Origin of the sequence: Staphylococcus sp. Ze2 (assembly GCF_048568365.1) — a bacterium.
Lineage (GTDB): Bacteria > Bacillota > Bacilli > Staphylococcales > Staphylococcaceae > Staphylococcus > Staphylococcus xylosus.
In genome coordinates, this window is sequence record NZ_CP183486.1 from 171,109 (window position 1) to 189,147 (window position 18,039).

Genomic DNA, 18,039 nt, shown 5'->3' on the forward strand with positions numbered 1-18,039 from the left:
GCCACTAATATTCAAAAACCCCCTTTCTACTCAAAATAGCACGGGGGTTTTGTGTTGCTATTAATATAATGGGCTCACTACAACAATAATGTTAAAGTTGTTGCAAATGTTGAATCACAACTTCTATTATTAAGCTTTGTTCTATCCTTTTAAATCTGTCTTTATTAAATCACAACATTTAAAATCAAAATAAATCCTAATCCTAATACGGATAATACTGATTCTAGCAACGTCCAAGTTAAAAATGTTTCTTTCATAGTTAAGCCAAAGTATTCTTTAAACATCCAAAACCCTGCGTCATTAACATGTGAAAAGAAGACACTCCCAGCGCCAATTGCAAGTACAATAAGAGAAATATTCACATCCATAGATTGTATTAATGGCAATACAATACCTACTGATGATAGTGCGGAAACGGTCGATGATCCTAAAGCTAATCTCAAAATAGCTGTCGCCAACCATGCCAATATAATTGGAGACATCTCAGTACCTTGGAAAATTTTAGATATGGTATCACCTACGCCACCATCTATAATAACTTGTTTGAAAACACCGCCCCCACCAATGATAAGCAATAGCATCGCTATCGGTGTAATAGCATTTGAAATAGTAGCCATAATTTGGTCAGTAGATTTTTTCCTTCTTATGCCCATCGTATAAATCGCTATAAGAACAGCAATTAACATCGCAGTTGTTGATGAACCAATGAAATAAATGAAACCTTCAAACCCACCTGCTTTACCATCCTCATGACCAGTAATTAATTGAATAATTGTCGCCAACAACATTAAAATAATAGGACTAAGTGCTGTTAATAAACTTAAGCCAAAACTAGGTCTATCTTTTACTGCTACCGGCTTATCTTCTTCAACACTCACCTGTTTACCTTCTCTAGCAAATGCTGATGGCACAATTTTATATACAATTTTTGTGAAAAAAGCACCTACAATTAATGCTAAAGGTAAACCTATGATAATACCATACATCAATACATGCCCAATATTAGCATTCAATGCTTGTGCGACAGCTACTGGTCCAGGATGTGGTGGCAAAAATCCATGTGTAATAGCTATCGAAATAGTCATTGGAAGACCCACTTTAAGATTAGAAATATTCATTCGTTTTGCTAATGTAAACACAAGAGGAATAAGTAACACAAACGCAACTTCTAAAAATAATGAAATACCTATAATAAATGATGCAATTAACATAGCCCAGTTCACATATTTTTCGCCAAAAGTTTCAATTAATTTATCAGCTATTCGGGTTGCGCCACCACCATCTGATAGTAACTTACCTAAAATAGAACCCAAACCAAAAATGATTGCAATACTACCAAGAGTCTCCCCCATGCCTTTTTCTACTGTTTCAACGATGTTATCAATTGGAATACCTAAGATTATCCCTGTAAACATAGAAGTCACTATAAGTGATATAAAAGTATTTAATTTGAACCCAATAATTAATATAAGTAAAACTATAACACCTATAACTACACCAATAAGTGGCCAAATTTCTTCAAGCATCCATATCCCCACTCTCTTTCACTAAATTAATATTTTATTTAACTATGATGTAAAACATTATCTATAGTAAGCGCTTACATAATATAAGTGTGATTTTAATATAGTTATTTTATATTTTCAATTAATTTCATTTGTTTATTTTTATTTTCGTTTTTTTTCACATTATTATTGACAAAAGTATTATAAGTGATAGGGTTGAAATATATTGTTAGCGTTTTCAAAAAATTATTTTATTTAACAAAAACATATTTTTATTCAATATACAGTGACTTGTTAGGAGGAAAATAATGACGATTAATTTTGGTTGCCAAGGTTCCACTTGGGTTTTAGACTACGATGAAAAAGCAGATAAAATGGATCAAGTAATACACGATATTGCAAATGCCGGACTTACTGGTGTAGATGTACAAATCAATTTGTTAGGAAAATATGAGAAATCACCACAACTTTTAAAAGAAGCTCTCGACAAAAATAATTTAAAGTTAGCAGCATTAACAGTGCCACATGCTTTTGTAGATGGGCATGCATCTGATAGTGAAAAAGAGATAGATGATTACTTTTTCAATTATCTCAAGCATTTCCCTGGAGCAATTATGAATGTTCCATCAAGAAGTGGCAAAAATAGGGATAATTTATTGCAACGACAAAAAGAAATTATTACAGGCGCAAATGAGCTCGCTAAACACGCTTATGAAGAGCATGGTATTACAACCTCACTACACCCAATATCATATGAAACATCTTATTGGAAATTTGAAGAAGATTATAAAGTCCTGTTCGACGGCCTAGATGGTGGTTATATGGGCTATACACCAGATGCTGGACATATTGCTATGGGCGGTATGAACCCATCAAAAGTATTTGAAGATGCAATTTCACTTATTAAGCATGTGCATTATAAAGATGTTGCTAATCAGTCAGAATGGAAAAACATGGGCGCTGGAGATATAGATTTTTCAAAATGTACACAAATTTTGAAAGATAATGACTACAACGGCTGGATAATGCTCGAAGATGAAATAGGAGAAGCACATGCAAACACTACCCAAGTGATTAAAGATCTTGGTAACTATGTTCAAAATCATCTTCAACCTATAATCAACGATAAATAGTAGAGAAAATTTTACTTAACAATAATTTTCATCACGCTATTATCAGTTAGAATAATTGCTAAAATTTATGTATATGGAGGTAATACTTATGAAAGTTGGATTTATTGGCTTAGGTATTATGGGAAAACCTATGGCACTTCACATTATTAAAAGTGGCTATGAAACATATATTTTTGATTTAAATACAAATGCAGTTGATGAGTTAAAAGCATTAGGTGGCAAAGCCTGTAGCTCAAATAGTGAAATAGCTAAAAATTGCGATGTTATTATAACGATGCTTCCTACATCTAAACATGTTACACAAGTCTTATTTTCTGAGGAAGGCCTTGCGAATAATTGTAAGCCAGGGACTATTGTGATAGATATGAGTTCTGTATCAACTGAAGATTCCAGAGAATTCGCAGCCAAGTTGAAACCATTTAATATTCAATTTATGGATGCTCCTGTCAGCGGCGGAGAACCAATGGCTCTTGAAGGACGTCTATCCATTATGGTTGGTGGCGAAAAACAAGATTTCGAAAAAGTTCTACCTTTATTTCAAACAATGGGAGAAAATATTGTTCACTTTGGAGAAAGCGGTACTGGTTCAGCAGCTAAATTGGCTAACCAGATTATCGTCAGTATTAATTTAGCAGGTTTATCAGAAGCTTGTGTTTATGCTAGTAAATCAGGAATAGATTTGAACAAACTCTTTGAAGCAATTAGTGGTGGATTAGCCGGTAGTGCGGTCATGGACGCTAAGATGCCATCTATTATAGAAAGGAATTTTGAGCCTGGTGGAAAAATTGAAACAAACTTTAAAGATTTAGGCAATATTCAACACTCTGCCAACGCTTTAGGAGTACCACTCCCTGTTACAAATATTGTTAAAGAAGTTTTCAGTTCAGAAGTAGCAAATGGTAATAGTAAAAAAGACCACTCCTATATTATTGATTTTTTCGAAAAAATGGCTAACCATCGCGTATAGAATAGCGTAACCCAAATTTTTGGAGATATGCTTTAAATTTCAATCAAGGAAGCTACTACCTATATAATGATTAATGTTGAGACAATTAATTTGCCTCAACTTTTTTATCTCTTCTTTCAATATAAACCTACTAATACTCAACATGTGCTTTCCACTTTATTTTCAGATTATTACCTCAACATAATGTCCACACATTGTTACACTATTTTAACTAAAAAACCCTGCAAAGTTCTCAATGTTAATTGATTACTTTGCAGGGACATATCCATAATTCAAGTTAGGTTTCTTAGCAAATCAATTATTCTTTATTGATTTTAAGTATAAATACCCACTTTTAAAAATTACTTTTTAAGTGAAAATAAATAATCTAAGATCTTTTCCAATAAGTCTGATGCAGTATCTGTATCTGGCATGAAAATCACTCCCAACTATTGTAACGTTATGTTAGCGTTTACTTAAACGCTTATTAGTTAGTATAATAGTAAATTTTAACTTACACAAATTTTTTATATAAAAATTACTTAATAATTAAGAATATATAACCAATTATATATATTATACAATTTTAAATTACATGCAATGTATAAGTTATATGTATAGTAATAGCCACCTATTTCAGAACTCTGTCTAAAACAAGTGGCTACTATAATATACTTTAAAATTATTTAAAAGCACGTTAGATATTCATTAAATTCAAGTTAATTACATTGTGCTTGTATCGATAACAAAGCGATATTTAACATCAGATGCTAAAACTCTTTCATAAGCTTCATCTATTTGATCAGCTGAAATCATTTCAATTTGAGGTTTGATATTGTGTTCGGCACAGAAGTCTAACATCTCTTGTGTTTCACGTATACCGCCTATAGCTGATCCAGCAAATGATCTACGGTGACCAATTAAATTTGCAACTCTTAATGAGATTGGTTCCGCTGGCGCCCCAACGTTAACAATTGTACCGTCTAATGTAAGCAATTTAAGGTAATCATCTAAAGGTAAGTTTGCACTTACTGTATTGATAATTAAGTCAAAAGTTTTTGGCAACTGCTCAAATGTAGATTCATCACTTGTTGCATAGTAATGTGTTGCGCCTAATTTCAAACCATCTTCTTTTTTATTTAACGTTTGTGATAATACAGTAACTTCTGCGCCCATGGCATTTGCAATTTGAACAGCCATGTGTCCTAAACCGCCCATACCGATAATTGCTACTTTTTTACCTTCACTTGCTTTCCAATGATTTAAACGTGAATAAGTAGTAATACCCGCACAAAGTAATGGTGCTGCAGCATCTAAACCGATATTATCAGGAATACGTAATACAAAATCTTCATGTACTACAATATGTGTTGAATAACCGCCTTGTGTCGGTTCACCATATCTATCCGTACCTGCGTATGTGCCAACCATGCCTTTTAGACAATATTGTTCTTCACCGTTTTGACAATTTTCGCATTCGCCACAAGAATCAACCATGCAGCCAACACCGACACGATCATCTACTTCATACTTACTCACTTCTGATCCAACTTCTTTAACAATACCTGCAATTTCATGACCTGGGACTAGTGGATAGTGAACTGGTCCCCACTCACCATGTGCAGTATGAATATCAGAATGACATATACCTGCGTATTTAATCTCAATTAATACATCATGTGTATCAAGATCACGTCTTTTAATTTCTGTAGCATGAAAATTCGAATCCGGCCCGTTAACCGCTCTAGCTTTAGCATTAACCATAATATAATTCCTCCAGTACTTATCCTATTTGAAGACTTTCCAACTTCTTCACCTAATATCATAGCGCTTAGAGTTAACTCTAGTCTAAAGAACAGCCTATATATATTTATATACCTATATAGTATCGTATATTTTTCATGTTTTTATTACAAAATACAATTAAAATTTTAAAAACCAGTTATTATATGAGTTATTGCTTACATTATCGTGTTTTCTGGTTTTGTATTGCTCTGTACATCTTTTTCTTAAAACAAATTCTTGTTTAGACAATATTTATTTTGAAAAGATTAAGACACTTCTTTTATTTATTATAGGTTGAAAATGTAATTTCATCCTGATTATTTAACGATAAATTTTACTACCTTTCGAAACAAATTCTTTTGACTTTTGCTTCAATCCTTCTGATTTTAAATCTTTATGTTTTCTCAAATCATGGGAGATACGCATCGAACAGAATTTAGGTCCACACATACTACAAAAATGGGCAACTTTTGCTGACTCAGCCGGTAAAGTCTCATCATGAAATGAACGTGCCTTGTCTGGGTCTAACGATAGATTAAATTGATCATACCATCTGAATTCAAATCGCGCTCTACTAATTTCATCGTCTCTGCGTTGTGCCCCTTTCATTCCTTTGGCCAAATCAGCTGCATGTGCAGCAATCTTATACGTAACAACGCCCTCTCTTACATCATCTTTATTAGGCAGCCCTAGATGTTCCTTAGGGGTAACGTAACAAAGCATTGCCGTGCCATGACTAGCAATTTGTGCGGCGCCAATCGCTGACGTAATATGGTCATAGGCTGGTGCAATATCAGTTGTCAATGGCCCCAATGTATAGAATGGCGCTTCTTGGCAATGGAAATCAGCGAGGTCTTGATTTTCCTTTATCTTGTTCATCGGTACATGACCTGGACCTTCAATCATCACTTGCACATCGTGCTCCCATGCTATTACAGTTAATTCGCCCAGTGTTTTTAATTCTAGTATTTGACTCTCATCATTTGCATCGTAGATTGAGCCAGGTCTTAATCCATCACCAAGAGAAATTGCAATATCATAGCGACTCATAATCTCACAAATCTCTTCAAAATGTGTATATAAAAAGCTTTCTTCATGGTGAGCTAAACACCACTGTGCCATGATTGATCCACCCCTAGAGACAATACCTGTTAATCTATCAACTGTTGTAGGTACATATCGCAATAACACGCCAGCATGTATGGTAAAATAATCGACACCTTGTTCTGCTTGTTCAATCAATGTGTCTCGGTAAACTTCCCAAGTCAAATCTTTAGCAGAACCATCTACTTTTTCAAGTGCTTGATAGATAGGCACTGTGCCAACTGGGACAGGCGAATTTCTCAAAAGATATTCTCTCATAGCATGAATATTTTTACCTGTAGATAAATCCATGATAGTATCAGCGCCCCAATGAATACCCCAGACTAATTTTTCTATCTCATCTTCTATAGAAGAGCTAACTGCTGAGTTTCCTATATTGGCATTTACTTTCACCTGAAAGTTCTTACCAATGATCATCGGCTCTGATTCAGGATGATTTACATTATTAGGAATAATCGCTCGTCCGCGCGCAATTTCAGAACGTACATACTCAGATGATGTATCTTCTCTCATAGCTACAAATTTCATTTCTTTCGTGATAATACCCTGTCTCGCATAATACATCTGAGTGACATTCTTACCTGTTTCTGCTTTCCTTGGCTGATATTTAAACGGTGTTTCGACAAATTTTTTATGATTATCTGACTTAAATCCATTATCTAATGATACTATGCTTCTACCTTCATATTGTAATGTATCATTTCTTTCTTTTATCCATGGTATTCGCATTTTCGGTATACCTCTTTGAACGTCAATCTTATAATTATCGTCGTGGTACGGGCCTGCAGTATCATAGACAAACACTGGATCATTATCAGTTGTTCCTTCCTCTGTTACGGTTGGAGAAAGTTGTATTTCTCTAAATGGCACTCGAATATCTGGATCTTCTCCACTAATCCATATTCTTTTACTTGATGGAAATTGTTTTTTTAATTCAATTTTTTCTTGTTCCAAATAAAAAACTCCTTAGCATTTATTATTGCTAGGAGACCTGGTAGAAAATCACATATTTAGTGAAGCGACAGTAAATAAAAGCCCAACAAACAGACTTCCCATATGTACTGTACTTTTCTGCTTCCCTACGCTGGTACTAACCAGATCAGGTTCAAAGGGTTGAGACCAATGCCTCTTTCAGCTTACAAGCACCCCTAGCAATTCTTATTAAATTCTTGCTCCAACTTAACACTAATAAAGAACAATTACAAATAAATTTGAAATTTTATATAAACGTGTAAAAAATTAATAACATTTACAACTATACACCTGCTAAGTTTATCGAATTAAACATTCGTTATTTTAATTTAAAAATCTAATATTATATTTATAGAAAATATGATGGTAGCAAGAAAAAAGTTATCTATACTATGAAATAGTATGGATAACTTTTGCATTTCTCTTTTTCTCTACAATTCTAATAATCCTCATTATTTAGATATTATTTTATTTTAAAACGATTAAGGAACTTCTTTATTAATAGGCTTCTTTTAAAATAGTTAAATAATCTTTTTCAGTTATTGGTCTGACATTACTTGATGTTGAATTATTTTGTTTAGCTAGATTGGCCATTTGTTCAAAATGTTCTGTTTTAACGTATCCTAAATCTTTCAACGATGGGATTCCTAAATCGTTTGTTAATGTATATAACCCTTTAATCAACTTTTCAATTGCTATTTCATCAGTATCATTCTGCTTTGCAAACTGCATGATTTTGCTAATTTCAGCATGAAGTGTCTTATTTTCAACAGCATTGAATTTTACTACATGGGGTAAAAATATTGCATTCGCAACGCCATGCGGGGTGTCGTATAAGCTACTTAATGCTTCTGATAAGCAATGGACGCTTGCAACATCAGCAGATCCAAAGCATAGTCCTGCTAAGAGACTGCCTTCTTGCATTTTATACCGGGCATCTAGATTTTTTCCGTCTTGATATACTTTCGGTAGATAGCCAACGATAATAGACATCGCACTTTTTCCCATTGCTTGTGAGATTGGGTTTGTCACAGTGCATGTATAACCTTCAATTGCATGAACTAATGCATCTACTCCAGTTGCTGCGGTTATAGATTTTGGCACACTTAAGGTAAGTTCGGGATCAAGAACAGCAATTGTCGGTCTAAGTAAAGGGCTTTTTAGTGTAATTTTCGTATGTGATTCTTCTAATGTAATTACTGAAGACCGTGTTACTTCAGAACCTGTCCCAGCAGTTGTTGGAACACAAATGACAGGCGATATATTGGCATAGCTTCTCTCACCATTATTATATTCTTCAGGTGAACCTCCATTTGGACCCAGTAAGGCAATAGCTTTGGCGGTATCCATTGGACTACCGCCTCCTACCGCAATTACAGCTGATGCGTTTGTTGATTGATAAAGTGATGCACCTTTTAAACACTCTGTATCTCTTGGATTGGGAGATATTTCATTATAAGATATCACTTTATAACCTGAATTTTTCAAATTCATTTCTATTGGGTCAACTAATCCTGCATCTTTAATACCAGAATCCGTTACCACCATTACAGTCTCACCTATATTTATATACTCCGAGATGATTTCTGGTAAATTCTTTGATTTACCAGGGCCCATTATTATTTTTGTATCACAATGATATTCGTAATTCATATAATACCTCCTAATAAATTTGTGAATTTCCTTGTAACTCTATCCTATTATTACAAGGGGATATTTGATAACTTCATAATCATAGTCAATCTCTATATACTTTAGATACAGTATCTATACTGCGTTCGTTATATTATGTCTATACATGTTTATTTTCAGAAAATTGTGACAATTCAATAATAAATCATTATGAAATAGTACTGCTTATAATGTTGAATTCTTTATTTACAATATATATTTCAACCATAGCACTATATGAAGTTACACATTTAGGTTCATTATGACCAAATCCAGCATTAAAAACTATAGGTGTTTCAGCTATACTTCATTCCTTTGATTTGCTCATAAAAAATTTATATGACTACTTCTTTTAAAAAATGAAAATGCCATTCTTCTCTTAAAATTCCCACTTGTATAGCATCATAAATTCACATTCAACTAGGCGCCCTTTACGTATACGTGACTCTTCTGTCACACCAGTTCTATTTGCTAATCTAATAGAAATTGTAAAAGGCTATTCTCCTACTAGTAACTTAGCGTCTTGACAACTCCCTCCAGAACCATATCTATTAACTTTTATGTTCCCAGGCTTAATCAATAAATATAAAATATACAATGAAACGCCCCCTGCAATAACCACACCAAAAATACCAGCAATAAATGTAGAACCTAATAGACCAAATTCTTCAAACTTAATAGTCGCAAATATAATACCCAACACAAATAGAATTGTTGCGGCTTTAGTGATGAAACCACTAATATAGTATAGTATCGCAAAAGCCATTGAACGATTCGAATCATGTAGGCGTCTAGTCATAACAGTAAAGTATGGTATAAGCGTTATAATCGCAAATATACTACTTAAAGTACCTACAGAAAATATCCCTAAAAAAGAAGTGATTAAAAAATTAATCCAAAATGGGTGCCAAAATTCAGAACGAGTGGATCGCCCATGAATGTCTAAGCAACGTTTCCAAAAATTAAAATAACTGCTAATAAAATTTGATGATTTATTCATATATCCTCCTAGACTATAAAATATATTAAAAAAACTATATGATTTAAATACTAGATATATTTTTTGAATAAGTAAACAGAAAATAATTTAATTATCGGTGCTAAGACCATATAAGTAACGTTATAACAATGATAATTTAGAGCTACCTTAATTGAACAATTATCGAGGCTAGTAAAACAGTATTCCTGTATGTATGGTTAGTTTGTTAAAAATGATTGTTATTAAGACGATATTAGATTTTCAAACAATTAAGAGACTCCTTTTTGAAAAAGGAGTCTCTCAGAACGTAGACAAACCTTGCGCAAATTAATGCGTAAGGTTTGTTTATTTTTATTTATATAGTTATTTTTCAAAAAGCAGTGGTCTTTCAGACCATTATTGGCCCTTTTACTAACCACATTGCTATTTTTTTTAGATTCATGGCAGCACAAATTAGCGTGGTATCCATGGAAACTTTGTCATGCCCTCTATATCTTGTCCATCGCATACCATGCTGTTCTTTTGCATCGCCAAATCTTCTCTCTATTGTTTGACTTCGCAATTTATATTGTTTTTTTACAGTATCAATAAACCTTAAATCTTCAACTATATCTAAATCGTCTTGCCAAACATGTCTTCTAATTTGTTTTATGGCATCTTTATTTTCGGTACATTTACTTAATACAGGACAGTCTCGACATATTGAACCATCTGATACATATAACCTGTGTCCTGTCGGCATCGTTCTTTTGTATGATAAAATTTCATCATTAGGACAAATATAAGTATCATAATATTCATCGTAGATGAAATCTTTTATTCTGAAAAATCCAGGTTTCCCCTTAGGTCTTGTATAGGGCATTACTGGTACAATTGCTTTTTTAAGTAAAAAGTGGGCATTAAAAGGTGTTTTATAACCTGAGTCAATTGCTAATGTAATAGGCAACATCTGCTTTGCTTCTAGTCTTTCAATCATTGGTTTGAGTTGTGTACTATCATGAATATTACCGGGCGTCACATGCTTATCAATTATATAACCATTTTTATCCACACATGCATGTAAACTATAAGCAAATTGCTTTTCTCGTTCTCCTTTTACATAGTATCCAGCTTCTGGATCAGTTGTACTTACCTTTTTTGTTTTATATTCCTCCTTCTTTTTATTTTTTAATGGCTTTTTTCCTTGTGCTAACCTTTGTTCATTTATTTCATTGTCCAATTCTTCTTGAAAGTGGAGTGTATCTTTTTTAACAATTTCTGTAATATACTTATTTTTATTTGCATTTGCTTTAATATGGGTGGAATCAATAAATAAAGATGAGTGATCGATTAAGTTATTTTTGATAGCTATTTCGAGTATTTTCTCAAATATTTGTTCAAATAAATCCGTATCATGAAAGCGACGTGTATAGTTTTTACTAAAAGTCCCAAAATGAGGTACTTTATCTAAAAAGCTATATCCTAAATACCAACGGTAAGCTACATTTGTTTCTATTTCTTTAATTGTTTGTCTCATTGATTTGATACCAAATAGTCTTTGTATAAGTAATATTTTTACTAAAATAACTGGATCTATAGAAGGTCTACCATTATCGAGACAATATTTGTCTTCGACAAGTTCATATACAAAATTTAAATCTAATATCGTATCGACTTTACGTAATAAATGATTATTAGGGACTAATTCAGAAATAGAAATCATTTCATATTGATCTCTTTTATCAATTGATTTATTCAACATAATAAACACCACCACTGTTTAATTTATATATATTATAATATTTTTCGTATAATATTGGCAGTGATTTGGGCCGACTCCTGCGGGAAGAGCGCTAGCCGAAGACTACAGGCTAAGGCAGTGCCCGCGGAAAGCGTGCACAAAAAAACTGCCAACAAAGTCGGAGACTTTGTCGACAGTCTGAGAGACTCCTTTTTGAAAAAGGAGTCTCTTTTAATCTATTTTCTAATAATAATCACTCATATAAATAGAAGAAGATAATTTTTAATTCACATTATCATTTGTGAAGAATAATATGTTTATTTAATGATGATGGTATTTAGTACTGTGTTCAATAATACTAGAGCATACTGCAGCCTTAGTTTTCGTATTACAATAACTATAACCATAACATTTTGTGCTTCTAAGTAAAGCTTTGTCACAGTCACTTCCAGGAAAATCACAATAGCCTTGGGGTTACTTTTGGTTAATGTACATTATCACTATGTGGACCATTAAACCTATTACAATGCACCCATTCTCCTTTTTTATACTTTTCCCATAACCTGCTTCTTGAGTTACTGTGTTAATCCCTTTATCCATATTATCTATTATTTGGTTTGTATTTATATCAACATCTGCGGTTTTTTCTCTATTATTACTAACAACAGTAAATCTGGTTTCATTTTTTAAATTATCTACTTTAACAATATAACGGTTATTTATTTCATGTTTTTTCCGTTTATGTAAACATCGCCTTCTGATAAATTCACATCACTATTAGCACCTTTTTCTGTACTATTCCAGCCACTATTTTTATATTCTTGTACTACCTTCTCGAGCATTTTTATAAGATGTTCAATAAACTGCTTAGATTTTAAGAAACCAAATATTAATAAAGAAATTAATATAACCCCTAGGAATAACAAGATTATTGACATAAAATCCTTCCTTTTATGATATTATAAGCAAATCAAACGATACCACAAACCAATTTTAAATAACCTTCATTTTTGACACAAAACCTCTAAACTTTATGTTAATAGTGTGACGTGTTTAAATGATAGTACGTTAATTAATTTAACAGTTTTGCATTCCTACCAATTATGATGTTATAATGCACTTAACAAAGTTATTAAGCATAATACACCAATCCCCTCACTACTTCCGATAGTGAGGGGATTTTTTAGGCGTTGGCTAAAGGTCGCCTATTTTTTCTTATCGTTGCGATTACGTAGCCAATGCGCAAATAACGCTACGATACAACCACTCGCTGCCGTGGTCGTGATGTGAACAAAGTTATCAAGCATAATTACACCTCCTCTCTACGTCAACTTGACGCCTGAGAGATAGGCGACTCCATTATTATACCATCTGTAATTACGTAAACATATGCGCTTCCGATAAGTTAATTGATGTTAATATGTCATAATTTTAGGATTTATTTAATAATATCTATTAACTCTTTCTTAGCTGCTGCTCGGGCTGGAATCCAACCGAAGACGATACCGATCAACATAGAAACACCTACCGCAATGACGACAGAACTGATACTAACAACACTCTTAATATAATCTGGCGTGACCGCATCGACTAGACTAGCGATTAAAATACCTAAAATCAATCCAATAAGACCACCAAGAACACAAAGGACAACACTTTCTACTAAAAATTGTAGCTCGATATCTCTACTTTTCGCCCCAAATGCGCGGCGAATCGCTATTTCCTCCGTACGTTCAGTAACTGAGATGTACATTACATTCATAACACCAATACCTGCAATAAATAACGAAATCCCTGCTACTGCTGCCACAAAGTAAGTAATGCCATCAAAGACTTTGTTAATGCCTTTCATCATCTCTTCAGTATCATTATAACTATAGCTACCGTCAGATATGCCCGAACCATTTTTATTCAATTTATCTGCAACTTTGTTAGCTACTTCTTTTTTATTCGCATTATCGGCAATTGTTAGTTGTAATGATGGAAAATCTTGCTGTAAGTTGCCCATATATTGATTAAATGTTTGAGACGGCATGCTAACAGCTTTAGGGTTCATCATATCATTAACGATACCTACAACTTCAAAGCCTTGGCCATCAATATACAACGTCTTACCTATCGCATCTTTATTAAAGACATCTTTAGCAATTTTATCATCAACCGTTACGACCTTTTTGCGTAATTCATTATCTTCTGAATTAAAGTCTTTTCCTTCTTCCGGACTCGTTACTTCGTCCTTTTTCAAAATACTGATGTCGCCTTTTTTCTGTGGATTTGTCATTTTTGCTGAATAACCTTGATCCTCAGTTTCTTTAATTTTGGCATCTGACACACCATCAATTTGTTTAACAATGCCTATATCTTGCTGACTGAAAGGATTATTTTTCGCACTTTCTCCACTGCTTGTCATAAAGCTAATAAGTGCAGAATTTTTACCAGCGCCTGAATCTGAGAATTCATCTGCTGCAGTCTTTTTAAAACCATTACCTAATGACATAATCGTTATAACCGCCGCAATACCAATAATAATTCCAATCATAGTAAAAATATTACGTCGTTTGTTTTTTAAAATAGATTTGAATGAGATGGCAATAATATTTGATAAATTTTTCATTCTACCACCTCTTCTCGCTGAACGCGTCCATCTAAAATATGGATAATACGATCGGCTTTATCGGCAACTTTACGATCGTGTGTGACCATAATCATCGTCGTATTATACTCTTTATTTAACTTCATAAATAATTCCATAATATCCTTCGAGGTCTTCGAATCTAACGCCCCCGTTGGTTCATCAGCAATAATAAATTTAGGTTGATTAATAATGGCACGTGCAATCGCCACACGTTGTTGTTGCCCACCTGATAATTTATTAGGGACAAGATTTTCTTTATCGTACAAGCCCACATCATGCAAAGTGTCGACTACTCTTTGTTTGCGCTCTTGTGATCCTAATCCAGCGTATACCAAAGGGATGCTTACATTCTCTAAAATAGTATTATTTTGAATTAGTTTGAAGTTTTGGAATACGAATCCTACGGTCTTATTTCTAATATCTGAGAGTTGATTATCTGAAGTTTTTTTATAATTTTCTCCATTAAAAAGGTAATCTCCTTCATATCCACGGTCAATAAACCCTAGTATATTGATTAATGTACTCTTACCAGAACCTGAAGGACCCATAATCGCAATGAATTCACCTTCGTTAATGTTGATATTAATGTCTTTCAAAATATGGTTCTCTTCATCCCCATTTTTGAAGTATCGATTGATATCTACAAGTTCTATCATGATGACACCTCAACTTTGTCTCCATCATTTAATTTTTTTTTAGGATTTTTGAGGACTTTGTCACCTTTTTTCAATCCTTCTTTAACGAAGATTTCTCCGTTTACTTTATCGATTTTAATATCACGTTTTTCAACTTTATTATCTTTATTAACGACAAAAACGTTATTATCTTTCGTTAATACTGTTTTAGGTAATTTAATAGAGTCTAATGGTACTTTTACTTCCATAGAATAACCTGCACGTACTGGAATATCTATATCACTAATAATCACAGTGTATTTAGAGGACTCTGAATCATTACCTCCACTTGGCGCTGATTGAATTGGGTTGGATGACTGCATTGCAGCACCTTCTTCATCACCACTTCCTCCAGCACTCGCACTATTTGCAGCTCCAGATTCACTCAACTGATCTTCATAGCTTTTAGGCAATTCTGAGATCTTTTTAATTGTCCCTTTACCTGTTTTACCGTTACTTGTGATTTTAACGTCTACCTTGTCTCCTTCTTTGATTTTTTCTAAATCAAATTCTGAAACTGTTGTCTTAATTTGTGGTTCATTTGAAACCAATTGCAATATCGTTTGACCATCAGATAGATTTTCGCTATTTTTGATATCTACTTTACCATCAAATGCTGCATAAACACTGTCATTGATTTGTTTATCATGTTGATTTAACTGTTGTTGTGCTTCGTTTAATGCACTTTGATCTTGTATCAGTTTCTTCTGTAAATCACTATTGTTGGGCGCTTGATTGATATTTTTATAATCTTCATTAACAGCACCCTGTGTTTCGTCCACTTTATCTACTAATTGTTGGCGTTTATTGTTGTTAACGTTATAGTTAATGAGTGAGTCACCTTGCTTAACTGATTGACCATCGTCAACTTGTGTACTTACAAATGTGCCTAACTGGCTATTGTTGTTATATGTTTTTACTGAATGAGGGGAAGCTTTCCCTTCTAAATTAAGTGGACTTTCTTTCTCCACTTTATATGTATCGTAACCGTCTTTTTCTTTTTCATCGCTATTCACTTGTTTTAACACTAAAGCGATGGCTAACAATCCTATAACTGCGACAATCCCTATAAGCCACATCCATTTTTTCTTCAATTAACAAACACTCCTTATATATTCTCACCATAAGATTATCACAATAACGCAATTTAAAAAATAAAGCATTTCATAATAAATAAATCAATATTATTTTGAATATATACATATAACAATATTGACACTTGAACTATTTTATTTCAATTAAATCTACTACATCTAGTACCTCTGCTATGGCTAAATATAAATACTCATTTCAATTGCGTAATTACTCAACTTTTTATTTATAATTGTAAATTAATATTTCATTTGTATATTAAAATGTAAAAGTTAACAAATTTTTTTCTAAATTTTCAGAATCTAACAAATTACTTTTAATTATTTTATGGTAAATTTAATTTATTTAGCATTTATATAAGGGGGAGGTTATTTGAGTTACTTCAATAAAGAACGTCATCATACGCCAAAATCTAAGAAAAAATTTAAAATGCCACACATCTATGTCATTTTATTTGTTTTTGGTGTAATCGCTACGATTGCTACTTATATTGTTCCGTCAGGTGAATTTAAGAGAATTAAGGGTCCTGAGGGCAGAGAAATGGTGGATGCTGATTCATTCCACTATATTACTTCTGCACCAGTAGGCATTGTCGACTTTATATCGATTATTCCCAGAGGACTTATTGAAGCTGGGGAAATCGTATTCTTTACATTAATTATTGGTGGCATGTTCATGGTACTTAGAAGAACCGGAATTATTGAAATTGCTGTTGATAACTTAGCGCGTCGCTTTATTTATAAAAGTATATTTATTATTCCTGTATTAACTACGGTATTTGCTATTGTAGCTACTTTAATTGGTACCGCAGAATTATCGCTAGTTTATATTCCTGTCATCATTCCACTCATCATCGCTTTAGGATATGATTCTATCACTGCCACAGCGATTGCTCTGTGTGGAACAGTTGTCGGCTTTACAGTTGGTGTGCTTAATCCTATCAATACTGGATTAGCTCAAAAGCTTTCTGGCATCCCTGTATTCTCAGGTATCGGTTTAAGAATCATCTTATTTATCGTAGTGTTAGCAGTCACAATTATTTTCATTATGCGTTACGCTAAAAAAGTTCAAAAACAACCAACTTTAAGCTCCGTATATGAAGATGACTCAGAAAAAAGAGAGCTTTATCAACACATTACAGAACATGCACCAACTACAGCTACAACAAGACAAAAGTGGGGCATCGCTGTTATTTTTGCCTTCTTTATTATCCTGGTTTACGGCGTCACTACCCAAGGTTGGTTTATGGTAGAAATGGCTGGTTTATTTATATTCATGGGTGTCATCGTCGGGATCGTTTCTGGTCTATCAATGCAAACTATTTGCGAAGCGTTCAATGATGGCTTTAAGGATGTGCTCATGGGTGCAATCATCGTTGGTCTTGCACGTTCCATTGCTGTAGTACTTGAAGACGGCAAGATTATGGACACTATCGTTCATGGGCTTGGTTCAATCATTGATGGTACTACGCCAACAATTGCAGTCATAGGCATGTATGCAGTACAAATGTTGATTAACTTCATAATCTCTTCTGGTAGCGGGCAAGCATTGGTTACAATGCCGATTATGGCTCCTTTAGCTGATATGTTAGGCATTACTAGACAAACTGCTGTCTTGGCTTTCCAACTTGGTGATGGTTTCACACACATATTTTATCCTACGAGTGGTTACTTTATGGCAGCATTAGCCATAGGTGGCGTTTCTTATACTAAATGGATCCGCTTCTTCTTCCCACTGTTTATAATATGGGCAGTTATTTCTATCATTACATTGATTATTGCACAACTTAGTGGGTGGTCTTAAATAATTTTTATCACATAATA

At 33.4% G+C, this 18,039-nt stretch carries 14 protein-coding genes and 1 riboswitch; of the genes, 3 read left to right on the plus strand and 11 right to left on the minus strand.

Annotation, left to right across the window (positions count from 1 at the left end; translation table 11 throughout):
* Window positions 1–164: 164 nt before the first annotated feature.
* Complete coding sequence (locus ACM591_RS00720) at window positions 165–1,526, minus strand: gluconate:H+ symporter (RefSeq protein ID WP_418354398.1); 1,362 nt, start codon at window positions 1,524–1,526, stop codon at window positions 165–167.
* Between the two features lie 287 nt (window positions 1,527–1,813).
* Here ACM591_RS00720 and ACM591_RS00725 point away from each other — a divergent pair, with 287 nt between their 5' ends.
* Window positions 1,814–2,638 carry a sugar phosphate isomerase/epimerase family protein gene (locus ACM591_RS00725; RefSeq protein WP_058625803.1) on the plus strand — a complete coding sequence of 275 codons (825 nt, stop codon included), beginning with the start codon at window positions 1,814–1,816 and terminating at the stop codon, window positions 2,636–2,638.
* 73 nt (window positions 2,639–2,711) lie between these two features.
* Window positions 2,712–3,605 carry a 2-hydroxy-3-oxopropionate reductase gene (locus ACM591_RS00730; RefSeq protein ID WP_080704798.1) on the plus strand — a complete coding sequence of 298 codons (894 nt, stop codon included), beginning with the start codon at window positions 2,712–2,714 and terminating at the stop codon, window positions 3,603–3,605.
* Window positions 3,606–4,307: 702 nt separating this feature from the next.
* Here ACM591_RS00730 and ACM591_RS00735 read toward each other — a convergent pair.
* From ACM591_RS00735 to ACM591_RS00780, 10 genes are all read right to left on the minus strand, one after another.
* Window positions 4,308–5,348, minus strand: a complete 1,041-nt coding sequence (locus ACM591_RS00735; RefSeq protein WP_418354399.1) for an NAD(P)-dependent alcohol dehydrogenase — start codon at window positions 5,346–5,348, stop codon at window positions 4,308–4,310.
* A 342-nt stretch (window positions 5,349–5,690) separates the two neighbouring features.
* Window positions 5,691–7,427 (minus strand): phosphomethylpyrimidine synthase ThiC, encoded by a 1,737-nt coding sequence (thiC, locus tag ACM591_RS00740; protein ID WP_326008351.1) that lies wholly within the window; start codon window positions 7,425–7,427, stop codon window positions 5,691–5,693.
* 105 nt (window positions 7,428–7,532) lie between these two features.
* Window positions 7,533–7,633: riboswitch (TPP riboswitch) on the minus strand.
* Between the two features lie 310 nt (window positions 7,634–7,943).
* Entirely contained in the window at window positions 7,944–9,098 is a 1,155-nt protein-coding gene (locus ACM591_RS00745; protein WP_029378802.1) for an iron-containing alcohol dehydrogenase, read from the minus strand.
* 514 nt (window positions 9,099–9,612) lie between these two features.
* Window positions 9,613–10,116 carry a DUF805 domain-containing protein gene (locus tag ACM591_RS00750; protein WP_326008353.1) on the minus strand — a complete coding sequence of 168 codons (504 nt, stop codon included), beginning with the start codon at window positions 10,114–10,116 and terminating at the stop codon, window positions 9,613–9,615.
* A gap of 367 nt (window positions 10,117–10,483) precedes the next feature.
* Window positions 10,484–11,836 carry an IS1182 family transposase gene (locus tag ACM591_RS00755; RefSeq protein ID WP_326035565.1) on the minus strand — a complete coding sequence of 451 codons (1,353 nt, stop codon included), beginning with the start codon at window positions 11,834–11,836 and terminating at the stop codon, window positions 10,484–10,486.
* A 698-nt stretch (window positions 11,837–12,534) separates the two neighbouring features.
* The gene (locus ACM591_RS00760) at window positions 12,535–12,753 is read right to left on the minus strand and encodes a hypothetical protein (RefSeq protein WP_038679516.1); all 219 of its coding nucleotides are present in this window, start codon (window positions 12,751–12,753) and stop codon (window positions 12,535–12,537) included.
* A gap of 267 nt (window positions 12,754–13,020) precedes the next feature.
* Complete coding sequence (locus tag ACM591_RS00765; protein ID WP_002495781.1) at window positions 13,021–13,122, minus strand: type I toxin-antitoxin system Fst family toxin; 102 nt, start codon at window positions 13,120–13,122, stop codon at window positions 13,021–13,023.
* A gap of 131 nt (window positions 13,123–13,253) precedes the next feature.
* Complete coding sequence (locus ACM591_RS00770) at window positions 13,254–14,429, minus strand: ABC transporter permease (RefSeq protein ID WP_418354400.1); 1,176 nt, start codon at window positions 14,427–14,429, stop codon at window positions 13,254–13,256.
* The gene (locus tag ACM591_RS00775; RefSeq protein ID WP_029378799.1) at window positions 14,426–15,106 is read right to left on the minus strand and encodes an ABC transporter ATP-binding protein; all 681 of its coding nucleotides are present in this window, start codon (window positions 15,104–15,106) and stop codon (window positions 14,426–14,428) included. The genes ACM591_RS00770 and ACM591_RS00775 overlap by 4 nt, the downstream gene beginning before the upstream one ends.
* Window positions 15,103–16,218: an efflux RND transporter periplasmic adaptor subunit gene (locus ACM591_RS00780; RefSeq protein WP_326026948.1), complete on the minus strand. Its 1,116-nt coding sequence runs from the start codon at window positions 16,216–16,218 to the stop codon at window positions 15,103–15,105. The genes ACM591_RS00775 and ACM591_RS00780 overlap by 4 nt, the downstream gene beginning before the upstream one ends.
* A gap of 370 nt (window positions 16,219–16,588) precedes the next feature.
* Between ACM591_RS00780 and ACM591_RS00785 the strand changes: the two genes are divergently transcribed.
* Complete coding sequence (locus ACM591_RS00785) at window positions 16,589–18,019, plus strand: YfcC family protein (RefSeq protein ID WP_260987851.1); 1,431 nt, start codon at window positions 16,589–16,591, stop codon at window positions 18,017–18,019.
* The last annotated feature ends 20 nt before the right edge of the window (window positions 18,020–18,039 follow it).

What these genes read in the sequence shown, in the direction of transcription:
- ACM591_RS00760 (WP_038679516.1), bottom strand. Translation starts at nt 12,753, where the DNA reads ATGTCAATAATCTTGTTATTCCTAGGGGTTATATTAATTTCTTTATTA.
- ACM591_RS00750 (WP_326008353.1), bottom strand. Translation starts at nt 10,116, where the DNA reads ATGAATAAATCATCAAATTTTATTAGCAGTTATTTTAATTTTTGGAAA.
- ACM591_RS00730 (WP_080704798.1), top strand. Translation starts at nt 2,712, where the DNA reads ATGGAGGTAATACTTATGAAAGTTGGATTTATTGGCTTAGGTATTATG.
- ACM591_RS00745 (WP_029378802.1), bottom strand. Translation starts at nt 9,098, where the DNA reads ATGAATTACGAATATCATTGTGATACAAAAATAATAATGGGCCCTGGT.
- ACM591_RS00725 (WP_058625803.1), top strand. Translation starts at nt 1,814, where the DNA reads ATGACGATTAATTTTGGTTGCCAAGGTTCCACTTGGGTTTTAGACTAC.
- ACM591_RS00765 (WP_002495781.1), bottom strand. Translation starts at nt 13,122, where the DNA reads ATGCTTGATAACTTTGTTCACATCACGACCACGGCAGCGAGTGGTTGT.
- ACM591_RS00770 (WP_418354400.1), bottom strand. Translation starts at nt 14,429, where the DNA reads ATGAAAAATTTATCAAATATTATTGCCATCTCATTCAAATCTATTTTA.
- ACM591_RS00720 (WP_418354398.1), bottom strand. Translation starts at nt 1,526, where the DNA reads ATGCTTGAAGAAATTTGGCCACTTATTGGTGTAGTTATAGGTGTTATA.
- ACM591_RS00775 (WP_029378799.1), bottom strand. Translation starts at nt 15,106, where the DNA reads ATGATAGAACTTGTAGATATCAATCGATACTTCAAAAATGGGGATGAA.
- ACM591_RS00755 (WP_326035565.1), bottom strand. Translation starts at nt 11,836, where the DNA reads ATGTTGAATAAATCAATTGATAAAAGAGATCAATATGAAATGATTTCT.
- ACM591_RS00735 (WP_418354399.1), bottom strand. Translation starts at nt 5,348, where the DNA reads ATGGTTAATGCTAAAGCTAGAGCGGTTAACGGGCCGGATTCGAATTTT.